The sequence below is a fragment of the Bradyrhizobium paxllaeri genome (assembly GCF_001693515.2).
Lineage (GTDB): Bacteria > Pseudomonadota > Alphaproteobacteria > Rhizobiales > Xanthobacteraceae > Bradyrhizobium > Bradyrhizobium paxllaeri.
In genome coordinates this window covers 2,578,239-2,600,695 of record NZ_CP042968.1, presented here as the reverse complement: position 1 = coordinate 2,600,695, position 22,457 = coordinate 2,578,239, and the positions used below count along the sequence as shown (strand labels likewise).

At 61.2% G+C, this 22,457-nt stretch carries 21 protein-coding genes; 13 read left to right on the top strand and 8 right to left on the bottom strand.

The genetic code is table 11. The features are described from left to right. Positions 1-109 precede the first annotated feature (109 nt). From LMTR21_RS12130 to LMTR21_RS12105, 6 genes are all read left to right on the top strand, one after another. Complete coding sequence (locus LMTR21_RS12130; RefSeq protein WP_210250572.1) at positions 110-1,381, top strand: putative Na+/H+ antiporter; 1,272 nt, start codon at positions 110-112, stop codon at positions 1,379-1,381. Positions 1,382-1,399: 18 nt separating this feature from the next. Further along, the gene (locus LMTR21_RS12125; RefSeq protein ID WP_141688318.1) at positions 1,400-1,930 is read left to right on the top strand and encodes a universal stress protein; all 531 of its coding nucleotides are present in this window, start codon (positions 1,400-1,402) and stop codon (positions 1,928-1,930) included. 237 nt (positions 1,931-2,167) lie between these two features. Next, the gene (locus LMTR21_RS12120) at positions 2,168-3,442 is read left to right on the top strand and encodes an IS701 family transposase (protein ID WP_148635962.1); all 1,275 of its coding nucleotides are present in this window, start codon (positions 2,168-2,170) and stop codon (positions 3,440-3,442) included. A gap of 179 nt (positions 3,443-3,621) precedes the next feature. Continuing rightward, positions 3,622-3,855, top strand: coding sequence for a hypothetical protein (locus LMTR21_RS12115; RefSeq protein ID WP_065756942.1), 234 nt, complete (start codon positions 3,622-3,624; stop codon positions 3,853-3,855). 673 nt (positions 3,856-4,528) lie between these two features. Further along, complete coding sequence (locus LMTR21_RS12110) at positions 4,529-4,855, top strand: hypothetical protein (protein WP_246175444.1); 327 nt, start codon at positions 4,529-4,531, stop codon at positions 4,853-4,855. A 202-nt stretch (positions 4,856-5,057) separates the two neighbouring features. After that, the gene (locus tag LMTR21_RS12105) at positions 5,058-5,813 is read left to right on the top strand and encodes a response regulator transcription factor (RefSeq protein ID WP_065756941.1); all 756 of its coding nucleotides are present in this window, start codon (positions 5,058-5,060) and stop codon (positions 5,811-5,813) included. A 156-nt stretch (positions 5,814-5,969) separates the two neighbouring features. Here LMTR21_RS12105 and LMTR21_RS12100 read toward each other — a convergent pair whose 3' ends face one another. From LMTR21_RS12100 to LMTR21_RS12085, 4 genes are all read right to left on the bottom strand, one after another. Further along, positions 5,970-7,475, bottom strand: a complete 1,506-nt coding sequence (locus tag LMTR21_RS12100) for an HlyD family type I secretion periplasmic adaptor subunit (protein WP_084031066.1) — start codon at positions 7,473-7,475, stop codon at positions 5,970-5,972. Positions 7,476-7,522: 47 nt separating this feature from the next. After that, on the bottom strand, positions 7,523-9,289 hold the full coding sequence (locus LMTR21_RS12095; protein WP_347339181.1) for a type I secretion system permease/ATPase: 1,767 nt from the start codon (positions 9,287-9,289) through the stop codon (positions 7,523-7,525). Positions 9,290-9,437: 148 nt separating this feature from the next. Then, complete coding sequence (locus LMTR21_RS12090) at positions 9,438-9,935, bottom strand: hypothetical protein (protein ID WP_065756939.1); 498 nt, start codon at positions 9,933-9,935, stop codon at positions 9,438-9,440. Between the two features lie 286 nt (positions 9,936-10,221). Then, positions 10,222-11,415: a hypothetical protein gene (locus LMTR21_RS12085; protein WP_065756938.1), complete on the bottom strand. Its 1,194-nt coding sequence runs from the start codon at positions 11,413-11,415 to the stop codon at positions 10,222-10,224. A gap of 411 nt (positions 11,416-11,826) precedes the next feature. On the opposite strand from LMTR21_RS12085, the gene LMTR21_RS12080 reads away from it, so the two are divergent. Next, positions 11,827-12,972: a fructose-1,6-bisphosphatase gene (locus tag LMTR21_RS12080; protein WP_065756937.1), complete on the top strand. Its 1,146-nt coding sequence runs from the start codon at positions 11,827-11,829 to the stop codon at positions 12,970-12,972. Between the two features lie 21 nt (positions 12,973-12,993). Next, positions 12,994-14,181, top strand: a complete 1,188-nt coding sequence (locus LMTR21_RS12075) for a 6-phosphofructokinase (RefSeq protein ID WP_065756936.1) — start codon at positions 12,994-12,996, stop codon at positions 14,179-14,181. Here the strand turns inward: LMTR21_RS12075 and LMTR21_RS12070 are convergent. Together LMTR21_RS12070 and LMTR21_RS12065 are read right to left on the bottom strand one after the other, a co-directional pair. After that, on the bottom strand, positions 14,133-15,722 hold the full coding sequence (locus LMTR21_RS12070) for an SGNH/GDSL hydrolase family protein (RefSeq protein WP_065756935.1): 1,590 nt from the start codon (positions 15,720-15,722) through the stop codon (positions 14,133-14,135). The genes LMTR21_RS12075 and LMTR21_RS12070 overlap by 49 nt on opposite strands. Before the next feature lie 161 nt (positions 15,723-15,883). Beyond that, the gene (locus tag LMTR21_RS12065; protein ID WP_065756934.1) at positions 15,884-17,482 is read right to left on the bottom strand and encodes a tetratricopeptide repeat protein; all 1,599 of its coding nucleotides are present in this window, start codon (positions 17,480-17,482) and stop codon (positions 15,884-15,886) included. A gap of 309 nt (positions 17,483-17,791) precedes the next feature. Between LMTR21_RS12065 and LMTR21_RS12060 the strand changes: the two genes are divergently transcribed. The 5 genes from LMTR21_RS12060 (at position 17,792) to LMTR21_RS12040 (ending at position 21,910) form a co-directional block, all read left to right on the top strand. Next, the gene (locus LMTR21_RS12060) at positions 17,792-18,334 is read left to right on the top strand and encodes a hypothetical protein (RefSeq protein ID WP_141688690.1); all 543 of its coding nucleotides are present in this window, start codon (positions 17,792-17,794) and stop codon (positions 18,332-18,334) included. Positions 18,335-18,388: 54 nt separating this feature from the next. Next, on the top strand, positions 18,389-18,733 hold the full coding sequence (locus LMTR21_RS12055; protein ID WP_065756932.1) for a hypothetical protein: 345 nt from the start codon (positions 18,389-18,391) through the stop codon (positions 18,731-18,733). Between the two features lie 302 nt (positions 18,734-19,035). Beyond that, on the top strand, positions 19,036-20,031 hold the full coding sequence (locus LMTR21_RS12050; RefSeq protein ID WP_065756931.1) for an NAD(P)H-dependent flavin oxidoreductase: 996 nt from the start codon (positions 19,036-19,038) through the stop codon (positions 20,029-20,031). A 66-nt stretch (positions 20,032-20,097) separates the two neighbouring features. Continuing rightward, a complete protein-coding gene (locus LMTR21_RS12045; protein ID WP_065756930.1) occupies positions 20,098-21,066 on the top strand; it encodes a zinc-binding dehydrogenase in 969 nt (322 codons plus the stop codon). Between the two features lies 1 nt (position 21,067). Further along, positions 21,068-21,910, top strand: a complete 843-nt coding sequence (locus LMTR21_RS12040) for an SMP-30/gluconolactonase/LRE family protein (RefSeq protein ID WP_065756929.1) — start codon at positions 21,068-21,070, stop codon at positions 21,908-21,910. Between the two features lie 162 nt (positions 21,911-22,072). Here LMTR21_RS12040 and LMTR21_RS40800 read toward each other — a convergent pair whose 3' ends face one another. Then, positions 22,073-22,255 (bottom strand): type II toxin-antitoxin system RelE/ParE family toxin, encoded by a 183-nt coding sequence (locus LMTR21_RS40800; RefSeq protein WP_246175443.1) that lies wholly within the window; start codon positions 22,253-22,255, stop codon positions 22,073-22,075. Beyond that, a complete protein-coding gene (locus LMTR21_RS12030) occupies positions 22,252-22,455 on the bottom strand; it encodes a hypothetical protein (protein WP_187399346.1) in 204 nt (67 codons plus the stop codon). Before LMTR21_RS12030 ends, LMTR21_RS40800 begins: the two co-directional genes overlap by 4 nt. Positions 22,456-22,457: the final 2 nt, after the last annotated feature.

Sequence of the window (22,457 nt, the reverse complement as noted above, 5' to 3'; positions counted from 1 at the left end):
CTACTCTAGGAAGGACCCCTTCGGGGAGTACCGAGAGGTTTTGCTCTGAATTGCCTGCCGACGTGACGCCCGACAATCTTACCCCAGATGTAACGTGGGGAAGCGATCCGTGTCGAACATCGCACCTGATGGGGTCGCTGTGGCTGCCGCAGCAATCTTTGCGCTTGCGGTGGTTCATACCTTCTCGACACGTTCCATAGAGCGGCTGGCCCAAGTACAACCTCGTCACGCCGGGGTCTGGCATCTGCTCGCGGAAGTCGAAGTCGTATTCGGTTTCTGGGCGGCAGTTCTCGTCGGCTTCATGGCAATGAACATCGGCACGAGTGGTGCGCTTACCTACTTGGAAAGCCGCAACTTCACTGAGCCGGCGTTTGTTTTTGTCATCATGGTCATTGCTGCGAGCCGGCCCGTGATCGAGACGGCAGCCACGCTGCTGCGATTTGTATCGTTACTCATTCCAGTGCCCGCGCCGTCTGCGTATTACTTTACACTCCTTTCAATTGGGCCATTGTTGGGTTCATTCATTACCGAGCCAGCGGCAATGACGCTGACTGCCTTGCTTCTTAAGGAACGTTATTTCGGCGGGAAGGCACCAAGCAACTTCCAGTACGCGACTATCGGTGTCCTGTTCGTGAACGTCTCGATAGGCGGAACATTGACGCCATACGCCGCGCCGCCGGTCCTGATGGTGGCCGAACGCTGGAACTTTGACCTTCTATTCATGCTGCAGACGTTCGGATGGAAGGCTGCGCTTGCAGTCGTCATCAACGCTGCTGGCGTCACCCTGCTGTTCCGCCGTTTTCTGCGCACCGTTTCGAACGAGCCTGCATCGCCCGCAGTGCTGGGTGTTCCTGCCTGGATTGCCGGAGTGCACATAGCATTCTTGGCGGCAGTGGTCGCCTTTAGTCACCACCCGATCGTGTTCCTGGCGCTGTTCATGTTCTTCTTGGGCTTTGCCGAAGCTTACAAGTGCTTTCAGTCACCGCTCATTCTTCGCGAAGGTCTCCTGGTCGCGTTCTTTCTCGCGGGACTCGTTGTAATTGGCGGTCAGCAGAAGTGGTGGCTCGAACCGCTTCTGAGCGACTTGGGACCGACAACCCTGTTTACGGGTGCAACTCTGCTCACGGCGATCACCGACAACGCTGCCCTGACTTATCTCGGCTCTCTGCTCGATGGCGTTTCTGATGAGTTCAAATACTCCCTCGTTGCGGGAGCAGTGACGGGAGGTGGCTTGACCGTTATCGCCAACGCGCCGAACCCGGCGGGCTACGCGATTCTCAAAGGCAGTTTTGAAGACGGCACAATAAGCGCGGCTGGCCTTGCCGTGGCCGCGCTCATTCCAACCCTCGTCGCTGCTGCAGCCTTCCAGCTGCTGCCGTGAGTCTGGAGGATAGGAACCATGACAGAGCTTAGCCAAGAAACACCGACATTCAGCAATTCTTCGCCTGTTGCCCGCATACGCGGAGCGAAGTGCTTGCGTCTTCTCGCGGTCGTTGACAGCACTGAGTCAACGAACCGTATCGTGGATTTCATTACCGCATTCAGCGAAGGCCGGGCCGCAACGGAGGCTGTAGTCCTCAATGTGCAAAGTAAGCGGCTCGATGCACGATTGCGTGGTTACCAGAATTTCAAGAAGGATGAGATCGATGAGCGGCTAATCAACGAATTTGCCTTTCCGATCTTGAACAGTGTCACTGGTAGACTTGAGAAAGCCGGCATTCTTTGTTCGTCTAAGGCTGAAATAGGCGATCCGGTTACGACGATACTGCGCTGCGCGGCTGAGAATGCTTGTAATGTAATCTTGGTTGGCGCGCAGCCTTCGAAGGGTTTCGATAGCTGGCTGCCCAACACGATGCGCGTTTGGCTACGCTCGGACCTGGCCTTGCGCCTGATCGCGCTCGCGCCTGCCTCTATCGTGGTGGTGAAGTAAAGTCAGGACGGCTTCGAGTCGAACTCGCCTCACCATTGTCGATCGCTTTCCGCTCGCCGCCGCTGGTGCTACCCCGGTAGCACACCGACTTATGTACTGGAGTAGTGTTATGTCGATACTGCTGTGCAGATCTCTACGTAGTGCAGCTTAGCACTACTGAGTCAAGCGGTCGCAGTCCTTGAGGCCGTGAATCAAGTATTTGATGGGATTCGATCTTTGGCACGCGGGAGGGCCCGGATGGATCTTGATCAAAGCGAAGCACGGTTCGCGTCTTACATTGCGGGACTTGGAAGCGTGATCGGTCACGCGGAGCGGACGCGGCCGCTGCGCGACTATTGTACGGGACTGATGTTGCCCGGTGACCGCAAGAGCGTTGAGCCGATGGCAGCGCGGACGGCTCCGGCGAGGACAGCGGCACAGCACCAGTCGCTGCTGCACTTTGTCGCCAACGCCGATTGGTCGGACGAGACCGTGCTGGCCAAGGTACGCGAGATGGTGCTGCCGGCGATCGAGAAGAGTGGACCGATCGAGGCGTGGATCATCGACGACACCTCGTTCCCTAAGCAGGGCAAGCATTCGGTCGGCGTGCACCACCAATATTGCGGTCAGCTCGGCAAGCAGGCCAACTGCCAGGTGGCGGTGTCGCTGTCGATCGCCAATCATGCCGCCAGCCTGCCGGTGGCCTATCGCTTGTACTTGCCGGAAGCCTGGTCAAAGGATCGTGCACGGCGGAAGAAGGCAGGCGTTCCCAAGCAACTCAAGTTCAGGACCAAGCTACAGATCGCGTTGGAGCAAATCGGCTGGGCCTGCGAAAGCGGCCTGCCACGCGGCGTTGCGTTGATGGATGCAGCATACGGCAGGGACACGCGGCTGCGCGCAGGCATGACGGAACTTGGCGTGCCTTACGTGGTCGGCATCGTGCCGACCATCCTGATGTGGGCCCCTGGCAGCGCCCCACGGCGGATGGACAAGCCGATGAACAACACCGGCCGTCGTGACGAGCCCGCACTGATCTCGGCCCAAAAAGTGGCGCTCGGTCTACCGAAGCGGGCGTGGCGCACGGTGACGTGGCGCGAAGGCTCGGCCGAGCAATTGTCCTCGCGCTTCGCGCGTGTACCTGTCCGCGTCAGCTACAACAAGCTGATCCCCGAGACGCTATCACCTGAGTGGCTGTTGATCGAATGGCCGGAGGGCGAGGCAGAGCCGACCAAATACTGGCTCTCCACGCTGCCGGAGGACGTCAGCTTCACGCAACTCGTCGATCTGGCCAAGCTGCGCTGGCGCATCGAGCGCGACTACCAGGAACTCAAGCAGGAGGTCGGGCTCGGCCACTACGAAGGGCGCGGCTGGCGTGGCTTCCACCATCACGCAACGCTGTGCATCGCAGCCTACGGCTTCCTTCTCGCCGAGCAGGCGATGATTCCCCCCTCAGGACCTCGTTCCACCGCGCCAGTCGAAGTCCCTCCGTTACCCGACAATTATCGACCCAGAGGCTCCGCCCGCGCGGCCTGAACGCCATGTCCCGAACTCGATCGCAACTATGCGCGTGCGATTGACCCGCGCACTTATAAAAAACTTGCTGAGATGTCCGTGCTGTGGCGGCCACGCAGCTTCGATAAGTCGCGGACGCCTATGACGTAGTAAGATTAGTTAGTCAGTGGGCGCGCCTGCAGCGCAAATGGTGGTTAGAAATGGCATTCAAGAGCCCACACGTATCCTTTGTTTCATTCGCGATCGAAGTCACGCCGACGGACACCACGGATGTCATGGTGATCGAAACCGACTTGCACCTGAACTCAAGGCATCCGGCTTACAATGATCGTGCCTTGCACCAGTTGATCGCGGCTGCACAACACTATCTGGCCGCCAATGCCGGCCGCGCTACGCATATCCGTGTGATCTCCAATCGCAGTGGCGAAATCTGACCGTGCGCCGCGGTCCTTCCCGCGTCATCTGGACGCTTCGACCCTGACCCCAGCTCCCGGAGCGCTCAGGAGGTTGGTTCCCCGGCCGGGGATATGCGTGCGCTTTGCTCGATTGTTGACAGCGGACACGCCAGTTCGAGGCTATCCCCCGCATTGCCGCATGGGCTCATCGCCCCTGCCCGGTAGACTTTTGCCAGGCCGCACTCGTCATCGCACTGCCCGATCACCGCGAAATCGTGTTGCTCTGGAGTAACGATGTTGGGGCTCTCCGCGGCGAAGGATGGGCGTTTACAAGCAGTTAAGACTTTTGCGCAAATGATAGACAACCAGCGCAACATTTCAGATCGCCGCAAGAACTGCGAGCGGACCTCAGGCCCCTTATCGAGGGATTAGCATGAGAACGCTTCTCATTGGTGCTCTGGCTGCGACCCTGGTTGGCTGTAGCTGCCTTTTACCGCCGCAAGCAAGTATGGAAGCATGCACGGACGCGAGTGGGTCCGGCTGTCTCAACGGGATGGCGGCCGGTCGGCCGGTTGAACCGGGGCCAGCGTCATCCAAGACCCATTCCGCGGCAACAAAAGTCAAATCCACAATCGCAACGAAGACGCAAGAGCCGTCGATTGTCCACATTCGCAACGGGCCTCAACTCGCCGAGAAAAAGGCGAAGCCCGCCATGATCGAAGCGAAGGTCGACGCTCCGGCATCTGGTCGGCCCGCTGAGACGTCCGATCCGGTCATGATCAAGGCGAAGACCACGATTGCAGCGAAGTTGGAGGACCCGGCGTCCGCCGAGTTCGGTGAGATGAAACGGGCCATCCGCAAAAATACGCTCGGGCAGTCCGTCGACACCATTTGCGGCCGAGTCAAAGGAAAAACGACGTCGGGCGAAGACACCGGAGATAGGCCGTTTCTATATCTTGTGACGGAAGATGAAGCATACGTCGTCGATGGCCCCGCCAAGTCGGCTGCGGCGAGCGCGTACCGTAATATTTGCAGCTAGCCTGGAAAAATAGGGCCGCTGCCAAGGTCTATTGCGACGGACCAGAAGGTCCGTGACGACGTTGCGAGCGAACGCGAGGCTGGGAAGCAACGTCGCGATCAGCAGCAATTTTCGCTGCACAGTGTGTGGAGCAGGTTTGCTCCATGGAAAATGGAAATCAAAACTTGTGGGGTGACAGCTAATTTCTGAATTCGGGGACATCATGGACGATTTTTCTAATCCCGCGGAACTAGCCTTGATATCGCAAAACTCGCCGGTGCTCGTGATCATCGAGCAACATGTGCTGGCGCGTACATGCATGCTCAATATTCTCAAAAGAGAGCTCACTGGATTCGAGATCGTCGAGATGGCAACGACTGGTAGCCTGAACTGGCTATCCGGCAGAGACATCCGCTTGATTGCGCTGAATATCGGGCACCAGCAAATCACTGATCCTTCGGTCGAGGAGAGCCTCGCCTTCCTTGCAGAAACCTGCCCGAATGCGTCCGTTGCCGTGCTGTCAAATCGCGACGACGATGCGACGGCTTCGGCTGCGATGCAACGCGGCGTGCGCGGCTTCTTTCCGACATCGATCCCGGTCGAAGTCGCTATTGCCGGATTACGCCTGGTCCTTGCCGGTGGGGTCTACCGGCCGCTACCGATCGTTGGGCAAAGTGGAGCATCGAACCACAAGACGATATCGGGATGCCCCGAAGCGCCCGAGCTATTCGGAACTGACGAGGCTAACGGCGCCACCAGGATTGTGCCGGAGAAGGCGATGGTCGATCTTACGCCGCGCGAGCAACATGTGCTCGAGGCGCTGCAGCTTGGCCTTCCTAACAAGTTGATTGCCGTCAGGCTGAACCTTTCGGAAAACACCGTAAAGATGCATATTCAACGTATCATGCGAAAATGCTCCGCACATAACCGCACCGAGGCGGTCGTTCGCTGGAGCCGGCGAGCCAACGGTCATGCCTAAAGCGTGATGACTTTTCTTCGAATCGTCATCCCGCTTTAGCTTTTTGTTTGAGCATGATCTCTTCGGAAAACCGCTACACACTTTTCCGGATCATGCCTGGCTCGCACGCGTGCGATCATCTTGAGAGCTGCCCGAGTTCGCCGTTCGGGTCGCAGCTTAATCCTCGCGGAACGCGCTGTGGAAGCTATCGAGCAGAGGGCTGAGGGCATACAGCGCCACTGTGCCGCGGCCCGTCTTGATGAACACCTGGGCCGGCATTCCCGGAACAATCTGGACACCATCGATCCCGGTGCTTGCCGGATCCTGCACGCGAATCTTCGTTGCGTAGTAGGGCTGATCGGTGCGCTTGTCGACCAGACGGTCGGCAGAAACGTGCGTCACAGTCCCATGGAGGCGCGGCACACGGCGCTGATTGTAGGGCAACAGATTCACGTCGGCGCTCAATCCGGGACGGACCACATCGATATCCTCGGGCCTGACGCGCGCAATCACGATGAGCCGATCTTGCCGGGGAACCAGGTCCATGAGAGCTGCTCCGGCGCCAATGACGCCACCCGGGGTGTGGACCCTCAGGTCGGTTACAACGCCGTCCTCGGGTGCCTTGACCGCCGTTCGCGAGAGTTGGTCACCGGCCGCCTGCAGTCGTTCCCATACCTGAAAGATCTGGTTCTGTACCTCGCGCAGCGACTGAGCGATCTCGTTTTGACGGTCATGCTCCAGTTTGAGGAGAATTGCCTCGGATTCGCTGATGACCTGCCCGGCGCGCGATATCTGCGCGACAATCTCCCCCCGCCGTCCCTCGATGTCAGCGATCTCCCGCTCGAGGTTCAGAAGGCGCGGACGCCGCTCCAGCCCCTTGCTGACGAGCGTGGCGACGGTTGCCGCTTCCTCGCGGACGATGTCGATGCGCCTTGCGGCCGCGCTTTCCTGCGCCCTGAGGCCCTCGATCTCCTTTTCCACCTGCGATCTCTTCTCCCGGTTTACGGCCGCTTGCGATTGAAAGACCTGCCGGCGCGTTTCGAAGATGGCTTGCTGACCCGCAAGGACATCCGCGACTGAGGGACTCGCCATCTGCGCCATCTCCAGCCTGGCCGGAAACGACACCCGCTCCTCTCCGCGCTGTTCCGCCTGCAGCCGTGCTTCACGTGCCGTCGCCTCCCACAGCTGGCCTTGCAGGCTCTGGGCCTCGGCACGGGCCTTGGTGTCCTCCAGCGAGATCAGCGTTTGTCCAGCGCGGACAACGTCACCGTCCGCGATCAGAATTTCCCTGATGATGCCACCCTCGAGGTGCTGAATCGTCTTGCGGCTCGACTCGGATTCGACGGTGCCAATCGCAATCGCGGCGCTCTCGAGCGGGGCATAGGTCGACCAGATACCGAGACCGACGACAAAGCCGAACACAAGCAGGTTTCCTGTCCAGGTGACCCCGCGAAGCCGTTCGCGAAGTGCCGGCGGCGCCGATCTCAGCCACCGTGGGGCTTCCCAACTCTCAGCGTGAGCAAATGCAATTTTCAGACGATCCCATCCCCTTCGGGCAAAGAGGTCAAAATGCTTGATGTGGATCCAGGTGATACGGAGCAGCCGATCGCAGAATGCTGGCGTCACCGATCTCAACCGCCGTGAGACCTCTCGAATCCCGATATGAGCGAAAGAAGTTTTCATGAGATCCGGTTTCCTTCGGGCAAAGCGTTAAGAAGGTGTGCCGCGTGTCATGGCAAAATCGGTTGCGGTGAGGCGCCAATGCTGCTTTCGCCGTTCTGGTTCGAACCACCTCGCATTGGCTCACGCGAAGCAACTTGCGGGCGCGTCAAACACCTCTCGAAAACTTCCCTGCTCTCGCCGAAGGCGGTAACCGCGCCGTCCTGCATGATGGCAATCTTGTCCGTTACACCCAGAATTCCGATCCGGTGGGTGATGATGATGACCGTGGTATTGGCCGCCTTCATCCATTCAATGGCGTCGAACAGCATGCGCTCGCCAAGCGAGTCGAGGCTGGAATTCGGCTCGTCGAGAACCACGAGGTGCGGGTCGCCGAAGAACGCCCGTGCAAGGCCGAGGCGCTGGCGAAACCCGCGTGGAAGATTGGCGCCTCCGCCAACGAGGACCGTATCGTATGCCTGCGGCAGCCGAATGATGGTCTCGTGAAGGCCGGCCAGCTTTGCCGCGTCAATGACCTTCTGCAAATCGGCGTCGTCCAGCCGGGCAATGATGTCCTTTACCGTTTCTCCGAAGAGATCGATATCCTGCGGCAGATATCCGAGGCGCCGGCCGCCGCCCAGATCGCGCACGACCGAAATGTCGATGCCATCGAGCAGGACCGAGCCTGCCGTCGGAGCGGAGATTCCCGTGACGATCTTGCCAAGCGTGGATTTGCCGGAGCCGGACGGACCAATGATGCCAAGGCATTCACCAGGCGCCAGACAGAACGAAACGCCGTTCAGGAACAAGTGGCTCGTTCCTGGCAGGACGGCGGCGACATTGTTCACGATGAGATCTCCCTTCGGCCCGTCCGGGATGGCCTTGACGCTCGCCACCGGCGTGACAGCGGACATCATGCCGTTGAGCCGGCGGTAGGCGGCCTGGGCCGTCGCGAACGCCTTCCAGCCCGCAATCGCCCCTTCGATCGGCGGGAGCGCGCGTCCGAACAGCATGCTCGCAGCAAAGATTATGGCCGGGCTCCTGCCCTGTTCCAGGACGAGCCAAGCGGCAGCGCCCATGATCAGCACCTGCGTCAGCGCCCGCACGGGTTTGGAGATCAGCATGATGGTCTCGTTGCGGCGCTGGACCACCTCTTGCTCGCACCTCGCATCCTGCGCAGCCTGGCGGATCAGGCGCGCGGCACCATCGAGCATTCCCATGGCCCTGATCACGTGGAGGTTTCCGACCGCCATACCGAACCACCCCTGACTCCTCGTCTGTGCGGCGGCCGACCGCGCCAGCGGGCCCTCGGTGAGCCGATCGCCGAGAAGCCCGAGACCAAGCAGGAGAAGCGCGCTCAGTGTGCCGATCACGCCCAGCAACGGATGCACGAGGAAGAGAACGCCGAGGAAGAGCGGCGTCCAGAGCACGTCAAACAGGGTCGAGCAAGCTCCGGACTGCGCGAACTGACGCAGGGTTGCAAGATCGCGATAAGCTTCCGATGCCCGCGACCGATCGGCTTCATAGGCGTATTTGAAGCACATGGCGAGCGTCGCCGGATGGAGTTCCTCTTCAAGCCACTCGCCCATCCGGCCCAATGCAGCGCGGCGCAGTGCATCAAGCACGCCGCCAATTACGACGGTAAACGCAACGATTAGCGTCAGCATCAGGAGCGTAGCGCCGCTGCGGCTCGACAGGACGCGGTCATAGATCTGAAGCAGATAAATCGAAGGTGCGAGGAGAAGAAGATTATAGCTGCAGCTATATGCGAAAACGAGCCCGAGCGATCCCGCGCAAGCCCGCAAGGCTGCCTTCAACGGGGTTCGCGCTGGTGACATCGTTTGCAGCCGGTGCGGTGACATCAGCATTGCGTTCCCGCCAGATATCTGAAGTCCGGGCCTTCCCGCCCCGTCTTTCGCCACTTCGCTGGTGAAGTGAGAACCGGCAGCCCCCCGCTGCCGGTTCTCTGCCCCTCGGAAACGTCGATCAGCCGTGCCCCTCGTCGATATAGTAGGTCTCGTGACTGTTGAGCGAGTCGTTCAGGATATTGACGTCGACGTCACCACCTTTCGCGGTGTTGTGGTCTCCGCCATTGCCGCCGAGGCCGGCCCACACGTTCTGACTCATGTCCACCTTGAGGTAATTCTTCTGATAGGCCGACGTATCGGCGTCCACGTCGGACTTGTTGTGGCCGCTGTCCGACTTCTGGTCGCCATTCGATACGGCTTTTCCGCCCTCTGCCTTCGAATGCTTCTCCGCCTTCGCATTCGCGCCCCCGGCGTCCCAATAGGCCTTCTGATAAACGTGGTCGCCGGTCTTGACGTCGACGTCGGCGCCATCGGCCTTGTTGTACGGATTGAATTCGATACTGGGCTTGCTGGTGATGTCACCCTTGTTGATGCCGTCTCCGCCGTTGCCTGCGTTGTTGCCGCCGGTCGAAGCCTTGATCACGATCGTGTCGGAAGGAAACGATGCCTTTGCCATGTCAGTCTCCCTGAGCTGGTTTGCACACTGTGCGTCCCAATGTGGACAGCAACGATCTTGGATTTGGATGCCGGATCGATCTAGCTGCCAAAGCTGATGCCACCCGAAGCGACGGTGTACGCCCGAAATGCTAACCTCTCGCCGCCGAAATCCGGACAGCTCCAATGCCGCCAGAGCGTCTTCAAACGAAAGCCCACCCCGGGCTTGCTCCGGGGGTGGGCTCGCGTCAAGAAAACACGTCAAAACTCCAGAGCCACGTTTCGATTCTATCGAAACGGAATCAACTCTAGGCGTGATCCAGCAAGTGGAGGTCCGATAACAGGTCCAAGGCGAAATCGCCGCCAAGCGCAGTGTTGCCGTGGCCGCCGTCACCACCGATTCCGGCAATCTGGATCGTGCTCTGATCGAACTCTACGTTGTTGCTCTGATAAGCTTCGGCCGTTGAATTGTAGCCGGCGACAGCAATGTTGATCGGGGCGTAGATCGCCACGTTGACGTCGACCACGCTTCCCGAAAAATGGCCGTTGCCGCCGTTGCCGGCGCTGTTGTTGCCGGTCGCGATGACATCGGAGCCAATCAATTCGAAGATAGAAGAGAAAATGTCCGAACTTCCGCCAATCGCGGTGTTGCCGCTCCCGCCATCACCCCCGACGCCGGCCATTTGAACCGCGGATTGATCGAACACCACATTGTTTGTCTGATCGGCGTTGGCGGTGGAGTTGTATCCCGCCACTGCGATGTTGATCGGATAGTAGAACGCAAAGGTCGCGTGGACGAGCCCCCCGTAAAAGTATCCGTCTCCGCCGTTGCCCGCGTGATTATCCCCGCTCGCGATCACATTGGAGCCCATCATCCCGCCGTGGTTCGAGGCGAGGCCTGATCCGCCGATGGATTGGTGGGGCCCGTGGTCATTTCCGGAGGCCGACACGTCTCCGCCAATCGCGGCATTACCGTTCCCGCCATCGCCCCCGACGCCGGCCATCTGAAGCGCGGATTGGTCGAATACCACATGGTTCGTCTGATCAGCGTGAGCGCTGGAATTGTTTCCCGCCACCGCGATGTTGATCGGACTATAGACCGCGACGGGTGCATGAACCATTGCTCCGGAGAAGTAGCCATCGCCACCATTGCCGGCGCCGTTGTCACCCGTTGCAATCACGCCATGGCCGACAGGCCCGAACACGCCGACGCTTCCGCCCGATGCGGCATTCCAATTGCCGCCATCACCGCCAACTCCCGCGATCTGGGTCGCAGACTGATCAAAATAGGCGATGTTCGTCTGAAGGGCGGAGGCCGTCGCATGGACACCCGGCCACGCCACGTTGAGCGGCTCGAAACCGGCGTAGCTGCTATTGATCAGGCTCCCGGCAAAGTAACCTTTGCCGCCGTTCCCGGCGCTGTTATCTCCCGTGTGGGCCAGGAGGCGCGGCGATGAATCCGCGGAAAGCCACCACGAGTCCGGCAGATCGTGCCCGAGCATACCCTTGCGACCGACGGGAACCCCGTGAACAGGGTCCGGTACACTCCGATGATACATGACTGTTGCCCTACCGAAATTGCTTCGCGCCGACCGGACGGACGCATCCCGCACTCACGAGAGAATGTCACCTCGGCAAGCCAAAAGCCGAGTCGTCAATTCGGACAGCAAACGTTCGGGCGATAGACACGATCAGCTACACCCGTTCGGGTGTGGGCGGTCCTTGCGTGAAGCCATGACCATTACGGTGATCATGATCCGGCTACCGGAATGAGCCCGAGCTTTTCTAGGAGGTCATTCGCGGAACCTAAAGGAACTTCGGACGTTCTGTTTCGCGAATGAGCAGCGCCGTAGCCCCGGCGCAGCAAGCGCAGACGCCGAGGCGCCGCGCTGCGCTGGTCGGAGGAAACGCTCATGAGACTCACCCTTTCGGTCATCAAGGCTGACATAGGCTCCGTCGGCGGGCACACAAAGCCGTCCACACGCATGATGGCGGCCGTCGAAGGCGAGGTTGCGAAGGCGATCTGCGATGGTCTGCTGATCGACAGTTTCGTCTGCCACACCGGCGACGACATCGCGATCATCATGACGCACACACGGGGCGAAGGAAGCTCCGAGGTGCATCAACTTGCCTGGAAGGCGTTCCTCGCCGCCACCTCGGTCGCGAAAACCTCCGGGCTATATGGCGCCGGCCAGGATCTTCTCGTCGACGCACCATCCGGAAACGTTCGCGGCGCCGGCCCGGGCGTCGCCGAGCTCAGCTTCGACCACAGCCTCTCGGGCACGAGGGCCGCGGAGTCCTTCATGGTGTTCGCCGCCGACAAATGCGGCCCCGGCGCCTACAACCTGCCGCTCTACCTTGCCTTCGCCGATCCCATGTATTGCGCCGGGCTGATGCTCCCCCCGATGATCAAGGGTTTCCGTTTCCATGTCATCGACATGGACCATACGGCCGGCGACAGCGTGATCGAACTCGACGCGCCCGCGGATGGCTACCAGATTGCCGCGCTGCTCCGCGACAACGAGCGCTTTGGCATCGATCGCATCGTTTCCCGGACCCATGGCGAGGTCGCCGCCGCCGTTTCGGCGCAGCGCCTTCACGCGATCGCAGGCAAGTACACCGGCAAGGATGATCCGGTCGCGATCGTCAGGAATCAGGGGATTTTCCCGGCGCCGGAAGAGATCACCTCGCCATTTGCCAAGGCGCACTTCGTGGGCGGCGATGCGCGCGGCTCGCACGTGATGCCGCTGATGCCCGTGCCGCTCAACACAGCGGTGACGGGAATGTACTGCCTGCCGATCGTTTCCTGCGCCGGCTTCTCGATCGACAAGGACGGCCGCTTCGCGGAGTCCTATACCGATTTCTTCGACAACCCGGCGTGGGACGAGGTCCGCCGGCTCGCCCAGCGCAAGGCGATCGAGATGCGCAGCCAGGGCTGGTCTGGTGCCGCGATGCTGCCCTACTCCGAACTAGAGTATGGTGGCTTCCGCGACACCGTGTCCTCACTGCTGAAGCGCTTTCAGGTGCGCGAGGAGCGCAAGCCGGAAGCCGCCGAATAAGGGATCGCCTGCGAGGTGGGTATGGCAAAAAGGCGTATCGGCATTCTCACGGGCGGCGGCGATGTTCCCGGTCTCAACGCCGTTATCAAGAGCGTGACCTATCGCGGCAGCGAGAACGACATCGAGGTCGTCGGCCTCCGCCGTGGTTGGGAGGCCCTCACGCATGTGAACCTCGAGGACCCGGCCTCTAGGTCCCACTACATCATCCCGCTGACCCGTGACAACACGCGCACCATAGACCGGAGCGGCGGCACCGTGCTGCACTCGAGTCGTACCAACCCGTCCAAGATGAAGAAGCTGCCGGATCATCTCGCAGGCCAGAACTTTCCAGCCTCGCTCAGCACCAAGGGCGGCATCGCAACCAGGACGTGGGACGTTTCGGGCCAGGTGCTGGCTAACCTCTCGGGGCTCGGCATCGAGCACCTGATCGCCATCGGCGGCGACGACACGCTCAGTTACGCAGCCAGACTGAACGAACTCGGCGTCAAGATCATCGCCATTCCGAAGACCATGGACAATGACGTCCGCAACACCGAGTACTGCATCGGCTTCTCGACCGCGATCACCCGCGCCAGCGACGCGATCCAGCGGCAGCGCACCACTGTCGGTTCGCACGAGCGTATAGGCATCTTCCGCGTCTTTGGCCGCGATGCCGGATTTACGGCGCTCTACACCGCCTACGCCACCTCGATACGGTGCGTCATACCGGAGTACAAGGTCGATCTCGACAAGCTGATCCGGTTGCTCCTTGAGGAGAAGCGCGCCAACCCAAGCAACTACGCGCTGGTCGTGCTCAGCGAGGGCGCCGCGTGGGAGGGCTACGAGGTGCAGGAATACGGCGAGCCCGATGCCTACGGCCATCGCAAAAAGGCGAGCGTGGCGGAATCGTTCGCCGACGAGATCAAGCGGCGCGTCGGCGAGGAGACGATCACGTCCGACCTCACCTACGACCTGCGATCCGGCAATCCGGACTTCATGGACAAGCTCGTGGCCCTGACGTTCGGCAACATGGCCTATGATGCCATCCTGGAAGGCAAGACCGGCCTCATGTCGGCGCTGGTGGAGGGGCGCTACGACCTCGTGCCTATCCCTGAGGCCAAGCTCGGGCCGCGCAAGCTGGACGTCGCCAGCACGTACAACACGGAACGCTACCGCCCCATCTACGGCAACAAGCGAGGGCTGCCGATCTTTCTCAACCGCGCGTCATAGGGCGACGGCTTCTTCGGCTTTGGCGAGGCCGCCGGCGCCTGTGCGTTGGCATCGAGCGACGTTGATGCCACCGGCGTCTCACCCTTGGTCCCTTCTCCTATTTCGCGTCGCGGCCAGGCAAAATCGTCGGCACGACCGGCGGGTGCCGGCAACGGCTCGCCTTTGATCAAGAACCGCGCCGCCTGCGCATCGATTGCCACCGACCGCGACCCGGGAGCACCGAGCAATTGATCCGTCCCGACAGAAGAGGCCCTCAGGGGAATGATCGGCCCGGCCAGCGGACGCGGCGCCGGCTGATCCGGCCGCGCGCTGGCGTCGGGAGTTGCCGGTTCGGTGGGCAGCACGATCGGGCCGGAACGCGCGGCCAACAGCCGGTTGATTTCGCGCTCGGCATAATGCGCGAGCTTGAGCGCGCCGGCCTTGGTGAAATACACGCCATCGGAGGAACGCAGCCGGCGGATCTGGCCTTCGAAATCGGGGCCTTGCTGTGAAAAGCGCCCGGCTTCATCGACAAAGCCGTCCCAGACATCGACATAGGTGATGCCCGCCTTGCCGGCCGCATCGCGATAGAGCGTATCGAGAAAGGCCGTGTCGGCGGTCGCCTTGGTGCCACGTACCGCAGGCAGACCCACCCACAACACCGGCACCCCCTTGGCCTTGAGTACGCCGATCATCTCGTCGATCTTTTCTCTGTAGAGTTCGACCCAGCGCTTCTCGCGAAACTCATGGAGGCCGCTCGGCGAGCCCGCGCCCTTCTCTCCTGTGACCGGCCGCGCATCATTGCTGTCGGCAGCATCGTCTGGCGGCAATTCGGGATCCGCCGCCTTGGATGTGCCATCCGGCTTCGCCGCAGGTTTTTCGCCCGAAGGCTTGCCGTCGGGCCTGGCCTTGGCTTCCTTCTTGTCCCCTGGCTTGGGGTCGGATCTATCGGCGGCCGACTCACGGATTGCGACGCGGTCGTCAAGTCCGAGCATGACGACAATGGCGTCCGCTTTTTCGGTGGCGAGAATGCCTTTGGCGGCGGCGGCCCAATCGGCCGGACTGCCTTTCGGCTGATACTTGATCAGGCCGGAGGCTGCCTTGTGTTTGCGGATCACACCCATCTCGGGCTGATCGGCATAGACGTCCTCGAGCCCATAGGCGAGCCAGTCCGCCATGGAGTCGCCGAGCACAAGAATGTGGCGCTCGGGAACGGTGTTGCGCTTCTCGGGCGCCGGCGCCCTTGAAAAATCCTCGCGCGCCGCCTGGGGCGCTTGCCGCGAACGAGGTGGCGGCGCGTATTGCTGCTGGTATGGCGTATACGTGTCGTTGCCAAACCACCCGCCACCACGTTGACCGTTACCGAACCAGCCGCCACCGCGTTGTTCGTTGCCAAACCAGCCCCCGCGTTGCGGTTGCGGCCGCTGCTGATATCCGCCGAAATTAAAAAATTGTGCCGAGGTAGGTCCGGCCATACCCAGCACCAATCCCGCCGCAACGGCCAGCGCAACCATCCGACCGCGCCCGGTAAAGATGCCCAGCTTTTTTGGATCCTTTGGCATGCGCCTGGACCCCACATACGCAGAACTTGTCTTGGGAGCCTAGCACAACCGCCGGGTAGCGATTCTCAGTTTACCGTGAAGTCCTCAGCACGGATAAGCAAGGAACAGCCCATATAAGGCGTCATGTGCGGACGTGCATAGCGTTGCATTTCGTATCGAAGTTATTTGCCGGCCACGAAATAAAAGTCCTGCCTTCCGGAAATCGAGCCGTAGCTGAAAGGCTTTTGCCTGCGACCGGTCGCTTCCATGACGTCGTCGCGAACGAAATCGAAGAGCCTGCGGACTTCGAGGCCGGGCGTGGGGAGATTTTTGACGAAGGCAGACGCGAACGGACTGTTGGTTCCGTCGCCGTCGAGCGCGGTCTCGCCATCCTTGGCGGCATAGACCACCAACGTTCCCGCCTCCGGCTCGACAGCGGCCAGACCTCGCGATACCGAACGGGACGCAACGGTTAGCGTACGCTTCATCTGGTTGGCGAAGGGGTTGTCGCGGCAGGCATCGAGAATGACGAGGCGCAGTTTCCTGGCGCGCTCCGCTGCATTCAGAACCTGTTCGAGCGGTACGGCTTCAAATCCGATATCGCGATCCGCGGCAATTCTGGCGTCGGTCGGAACGAGATAATTGATTCCGCCAACTTCCATGCCATGTCCGGCATAATATACGACTGCCCAGTCCGCCGTTTCTGCACGGGCTGCGAAATCGCGCAGGGCGCTGACCAGTGCGTCTTTTCGGAGATCGGTCAGCAGAATAACCGTTTCAAAGCCGGTGCGTTTCAAGACGTCGGCGACAAGGTTTGCGTCGCGCACCGGATTCGGCAATGCGGCCGCGTTCTCATAAGCAGAATTACCAATGACAAGGGCGATGCGACGATCATTGGTCGACACCGGTGCAGTGGCCGTAACAATGGCTGTCGCGACGTTGCTTTTCTCGGGCGACGCCGCTGCAGGTCGCGGTGAAGGCAGGATGGCAAGCCGCCCTCGCGCCCTGTCCTGCGCCCATTTTGAGGCCTGTGCCAATCCGAGCGTCGTATTGAAGTCAAACCGCGCATTGGCGAAGTCTGCGAGCTTCTCATAGGCCAATCCACGATTGAGGTACGCGTTAGCATACGTGGGATCCAGGCGTATCACCTCAGTGTAGTCGGCAATGGCACGGTCCGTGTCACCCTTGTTGCCGTAGGCGTTCCCCCGGTTGAAGTACGCGTTCAGATATTTGGGATCCAGTCGTATCGCCTCGGTATAGTCGGCTATGGCGCGATCCGTATCGCCTTTGTTGCTGTAGGCGTTCCCGCGGTTGTAGTACGCGTTCGCATACGTGGGCGCCAACCGTATCGCCGCGGTATAGTCGGCAATGGCACGGCCTGTATCGCCTTTGTTGCTGTAGGCGTTCCCCCGGTTGTAGTGCGCGTCCGCATACGTGGGATCCAGCCGTATCGCCGCGGTGTAGTCGGCAATGGCACGGTCCGTGTCGCCCTTGTCGCTGTAAGCATTCCCCCGGTTGTAGTACGCTTGCGCATATTTGGGATCGCGCCGTATCGCCTCGGTGTAGTCGGCAACGGCGCGGTTGGTGTCGCCCTTGTCGCGGTAGGCAATGCCGCGATGGGTGTAATTTACCGATGGTCGCCCCGCGCTGGAGTTGATCGCACGCGTGCACGCAGCGATGGCGACTTCGCCGGTTTCGCGGGAGCAGCGCGTCGCGTCATCTGCGGCTGCGGGGGCGGCGATGGCAAGGATTGCAAGGCAAAACAGTAGTTTGCGAAGCATGCGAAAATCCCTATTACCGTGCCCTGGTCGGAACCAGCATTAAAGCAATGCAAACTATCGAGGCAATTTGCCAGGCCTTGTGATCTAAATCACAAAGTTTAGCTCCGAGGACTGCGGACGCGCCAATCCGAAAGTCATTACAGGGCGCACGAACCACCGGAGGGTCCGCCGGGGATGACCAGAGGCCGCGCTGGGCAGACGTCCGAGAAGCGTTACCGGCGGACCTTCGGCAGCAGCCATGACGATGTTGCCCTGTTGGCAATTCGATCGCCACCATCATGAATCCATCGGCATTGCTGGCGGTCTCCGATGTGCAATCGCTGGCTCCAGCAGAACGAGATTTCGGCGCGCCTTTCGCGTATCAAGCGCGACAATAGCGCGGCCTTGAGCAGTGAACGCCAGGCCTTCCGGCTTTCCTTCCAGATCGCCCAGTCGCCAACAATCAAGCAACGCAGCGGTGCCGCCGCCCGCCGGAAGATCATCGAGCCGCGCAACTGTAGAGGATTTGTCACTGAGCAGGTAAACGCCGCCGTCCGGACCTATTTCGAGGTCACTGAAGTCGGCGCAAGTTTTTTCCAACTTCCTGTCTGGAAGCCATACTGCGAGAGCGACGAACCGGTGATGCCCCTTTCTGACCGGCCACGACCGACCTTCGGCCAATGCTCCGCCGCGAACCAAGCCCCTCGACCGCGAATGTGGCGGGCCAAACTCAATGAAAGCCGCCGGCTTCTTTTCCTTGACGACAAGCAAATTCCCGCCGGGCAAGAACACTACTCCTTCACTGCGCGATCCCTTCGGGTCGGACCACGTTCGTGCAATCTTGCTACGCCCTTCCACGACGAGATCAAATGACGCAACGACCTTCGATGCCTTGGGGTCGACGAGTTCCGCACGCGGAGGCGTTTCTTGAAGCAGCAGAATGCGCCCGAGGCCGTCAGCGCAGACAGCTTCGATCTGGGCATCATGTTTGGGAAGCATCGAATCTCGAAGGTTTGCGATGCTCCGCTTGCGCCAACGGATTGGGCGGCTATCGTCACGCGACAAGGCAAACCACGCGACCTTCGAGACGCTGTCGCCAACCGCAACCAGAGATCTTCGACCGTTCCGGCTGCGAAGGACACAAATACCGGAAGTCTCCCGAAGGGGCACGTCTACGACGCGGCACACTTCAAGTCGGTTCTTGTGCGACTTACCGTTTCTTGCCATCGGCCTGAAATCTCTGTCGACATGAAAGATCGTATCACCTTCTGAGAGAGACGATACGCAAGAAGTCGCTGCATCGGCTTCGGGTCATTCGCGTCATTTCGAGTATGCGCCGACCATTTCCGATCGACGCCGGTAAGCAGACATTTTCAGCCTCCGTCGGCATCATCCAGACCGGCGGAATGTTTCGCCCTGCGGAAACAAGTCTCCGCTTTTGCATGCTGGCGTTGCCCTGGCCAGCGCCCCTCCCCGTAGACTTTTGCGGGGCGTAGCGGCATCCTGCCCATCGAAATCTCACAACACGACTGGCGCGGGCCTTCGCGGCCGTTCCGAGGAAACAGAGGGCAGACATGATCAAGACGCGATTCACCGAGCTCGTCGGCGTCGAGCATCCGATCGTTCAGGGCGGCATGCAATGGGTCGGACGCGCCGAACTGGTCGCGGCCGTCGCCAATGCCGGCGCGTTGGGGCTGATCACCGCGCTGACGCAGCCGACGCCGGAAGACCTGACGAAGGAAATCGCGCGCTGCCGCGACCTGACCGACAAGCCCTTCGGCGTCAACCTCACCATCCTTCCCGCGATCAAGCCGCCGCCTTACGCGGAATATCGCCAGGCCATCATCGAGGCCGGCATCAAGATCGTGGAAACCGCCGGCAACAAGCCGCAGGACCATGTCGACGAATTCAAGAAACACGGCATCAAGGTCATCCATAAATGCACCAGCGTCCGTCACGCGCTGTCGGCAGAGCGGATGGGCGTCGACGCCATCTCGATCGACGGTTTTGAATGCGCCGGCCATCCGGGCGAGGACGACACCCCCGGCCTGATCCTGATCCCGGCCGCCGCCGACAGGGTCAAGATCCCGATGATCGCCTCCGGCGGCTTCGGCGATGGTCGCGGCCTGGTCGCCGCGCTCGCGCTCGGCGCCGAGGGCATCAACATGGGCACGCGCTTCATGTGCACCAAGGAAAGCCCGATCCATCAGCTCGTGAAGGAGCGCATCGTCGCCAATGACGAGCGCGAGACCGAATTGATTTTCCGCACCATGCGCAACACCTCCCGCGTCGCCAAAAACGCGATATCGACCAAGGTGGTGGCGATGGAGAAGGAAGGCGCGAAGTTCGAGGACGTCCGCGAGCTCGTCGCCGGCGCCCGCGGCAAGATGGTCTACGCGACCGGCGATGCCGACGAGGGCATCTGGTCGGCCGGACAGGTCCAGGGCCTGATCCACGACATCCCGACTTGCGCCGAACTGGTGTCGCGCATCATGCGCGATGCGGAAGCCATCATTAGCAGCCGGTTCGAAGGCATGCTGTCGGGCGCACAGCGCCAAGCCGCCGAATAGGCGGCGTTTGCGAGAAGAGAGACCGCCGAACAGGCAGTCTGTTCGCTCAACAACAGAGAAGAGCCCATGAAAGCCTATGTCTATGGCGCCAACGGCGCCGAAATCACCGAGGTTGCAAAACCCACGCCGAAGGGCACGCAGGTGCTGGTCAAGGTCCATGCCTGCGCCCTCAACCGCGCCGACCTCGGCATGACCAAGGGTCATGTGCATGGCGCGGCCGGCGGCATCGGCACCGTGCTCGGCATGGAATGGGCGGGCGAAGTCGCCGACCTCGGGCCCGATGCAAAAGGCGTCAAGGTCGGCGACAAGATCATGGGCTCCGGCGGTGCTGCGTTCGCCGAATACACGCTAGCCGACCACGGCCGGCTGTTCCGCGCGCCCTCGAACATGAATTTCGAGGAGGCTGCCACCCTCCCCGTCGCGCTCGCCACCATGCACAACGCGGTCGTCACCAACGGCGCGCTGCAGCCGGGTCAGAGCGTGCTGATCCAGGGCGCCAGCTCCGGCGTCGGCCTGATGGCGATGCAGATCGCAAAGTTCAAGGGCGCCAAACTCGTGATCGGCTCGTCGACAGATGCGATGCGCCGCGGTCGCCTGAAGGAGTTCGGCGCCGATCTTGCAATCGATTCCAGCGATCCCGGCTGGGTTGATCAGGTGCTGAAAGCGACCAATGGCGAGGGCGTCGACCTGATCGTCGACCAGGTTTCCGGCAAGGTCGCCAACCAGAACCTCGCGGCCACCAAGGTCAAGGGCCGCATCGTCAATGTCGGCCGGCTCGGCGGCACCCATGCCGATTTCAATTTCGATCTCCACGCCGCCCGCCGCATCAACTATATCGGCGTCACCTTCCGCACCCGCACCATCGAGGAAGTCCGCGAAATCTTCGACGAGGTCCGCAAGGACATCTGGGCCGCGGTGGAATCGCGAAAGCTGCAACTGCCGATCGACAAGGTCTATCCGTTCGCCGAGATCGGAAAAGCGTTCGAGCACATGGAAGCCAACAAGCACCTCGGCAAGATCGTGGTGACGTTGTAGCATGACGCTGCGCTGCCTGCTCGACGGCGGCCGTTACTACGAAGGGCCGCGCTGGCATCAAGGCCGGCTCTGGTTCGTCGACTGCATGGAGCGGACGCTGCTCAGCCTCTCGCAGTCAGGCGAATGCGAGCAGCATGCGAAATTCGACGACGACACACCGTGCGGCCTCGGCGTACTGCCGGATGGCACGGTGATCGTGCTGACGATGTTCCGCAAGCGGCTGCTGGCCTACCGCGACGGCGCGCTGTCGCTTTACGCGGACCTCTCCAAAATTGCGACCGGCACCATCGACGACATGATCGTCGATGGCCTGGGGCGCGCTTATGTCGGCGATCTCGGCTTCGATCTGCCGCCGCCGCCCGATCGCGGCGCTCCCGGCCGCATCCTTCTGGTGATGCCCGACGGCACGACGCGCGTCGTCGCCGAAGGCTTGCGGTTCCCCAACGGCATCGCGGTCTCGGCCGATCACAGCCGGCTCGTCGTGGCCGAGATGGATGGCGGCTGCCTCGCCGATTACGACATCGCAGCCGACGGCGACCTGAAGCTGCGCGCCCGCTTCGGCAGCATGAAATCCCCCGACGGAATCTGCCTCGATGGCGACGGCGCCGTCTGGGTCGCAGCCTTCGAAGAAGACGCCTTCATCCGCCTCGACCCTACGGGACGCGAATTGCAGCGCATCGAAGTCCCCGGCCGCCGGGCACTTGCCTGCGCGCTCGGCGGCCCTGAGCGGAAGACGCTGTTCTGCCTGAGTGCTGCAACGTCGTACGAAGAACTCCGGCAACGCAAATCGTCCGCACGGATCGACGTGGTCGATGTGGAGATTGCCGGCGCCGGTTATCCCTGACGGCCGCTTCATCCGGCCTTCATAGGGCGACGGATCGCATGCTGCGTCCAACGCTAGGCATCCGAATGTTCGCGCTCGCGGGCTGGATGCTGAATGGCAAGGATGACGATTTCTTCGGCCCTGTCGTCAGCAGTGTAATAGACCAGATAGGAATACGCCGCGTCACCAGCTTGCGCACACCCTCGACCTTCTGTTGCCGCCCGACAAGCGGAAAAGAACCAAACTCTGCAGCGATTCAAGAATGGCGGCCCGCACGCGAAGCGCTGCCTGCGGGCTGTGTTCGCGGACGTAATCGGCGATTTCGGCTAGATCTTGAGTTGCACGCGGCGTGAAGCGGGGCTTCATTGTTCGAAGCGACGGAACGCGGCTTCGACCTCGGCATCGGTTGCGAACTGGCGGCGCTTGGCTTGCGCGAGCCCCTCCAGCACGGCGGGAAGGTGCGCCGGATCGATTTCCTCCGGCTCCCCCTCGTGGCCGCTCAGGGTCAGCATGGCGAGTGCGATTTCATCCTGGTCTTCGGGAGGCAGGCGCCGCACGGCTTCCAAGG

Coding starts and splice junctions, on each gene's coding strand:
- LMTR21_RS12110 (WP_246175444.1), top strand. CDS start 4,529: ATGATCGAAGCGAAGGTCGACGCTCCGGCATCTGGTCGGCCCGCTGAG.
- LMTR21_RS12050 (WP_065756931.1), top strand. CDS start 19,036: ATGATCAAGACGCGATTCACCGAGCTCGTCGGCGTCGAGCATCCGATC.
- LMTR21_RS12060 (WP_141688690.1), top strand. CDS start 17,792: ATGTGCAATCGCTGGCTCCAGCAGAACGAGATTTCGGCGCGCCTTTCG.
- LMTR21_RS40800 (WP_246175443.1), bottom strand. CDS start 22,255: ATGAAGCCCCGCTTCACGCCGCGTGCAACTCAAGATCTAGCCGAAATC.
- LMTR21_RS12125 (WP_141688318.1), top strand. CDS start 1,400: ATGACAGAGCTTAGCCAAGAAACACCGACATTCAGCAATTCTTCGCCT.
- LMTR21_RS12040 (WP_065756929.1), top strand. CDS start 21,068: ATGACGCTGCGCTGCCTGCTCGACGGCGGCCGTTACTACGAAGGGCCG.
- LMTR21_RS12045 (WP_065756930.1), top strand. CDS start 20,098: ATGAAAGCCTATGTCTATGGCGCCAACGGCGCCGAAATCACCGAGGTT.
- LMTR21_RS12115 (WP_065756942.1), top strand. CDS start 3,622: ATGGCATTCAAGAGCCCACACGTATCCTTTGTTTCATTCGCGATCGAA.
- LMTR21_RS12090 (WP_065756939.1), bottom strand. CDS start 9,935: ATGGCAAAGGCATCGTTTCCTTCCGACACGATCGTGATCAAGGCTTCG.
- LMTR21_RS12085 (WP_065756938.1), bottom strand. CDS start 11,415: ATGCTCGGGCACGATCTGCCGGACTCGTGGTGGCTTTCCGCGGATTCA.
- LMTR21_RS12095 (WP_347339181.1), bottom strand. CDS start 9,289: ATGTCACCAGCGCGAACCCCGTTGAAGGCAGCCTTGCGGGCTTGCGCG.
- LMTR21_RS12120 (WP_148635962.1), top strand. CDS start 2,168: ATGGATCTTGATCAAAGCGAAGCACGGTTCGCGTCTTACATTGCGGGA.
- LMTR21_RS12075 (WP_065756936.1), top strand. CDS start 12,994: ATGGCAAAAAGGCGTATCGGCATTCTCACGGGCGGCGGCGATGTTCCC.
- LMTR21_RS12100 (WP_084031066.1), bottom strand. CDS start 7,475: ATGAAAACTTCTTTCGCTCATATCGGGATTCGAGAGGTCTCACGGCGG.
- LMTR21_RS12070 (WP_065756935.1), bottom strand. CDS start 15,722: ATGCCAAAGGATCCAAAAAAGCTGGGCATCTTTACCGGGCGCGGTCGG.
- LMTR21_RS12080 (WP_065756937.1), top strand. CDS start 11,827: ATGAGACTCACCCTTTCGGTCATCAAGGCTGACATAGGCTCCGTCGGC.
- LMTR21_RS12065 (WP_065756934.1), bottom strand. CDS start 17,482: ATGCTTCGCAAACTACTGTTTTGCCTTGCAATCCTTGCCATCGCCGCC.
- LMTR21_RS12105 (WP_065756941.1), top strand. CDS start 5,058: ATGGACGATTTTTCTAATCCCGCGGAACTAGCCTTGATATCGCAAAAC.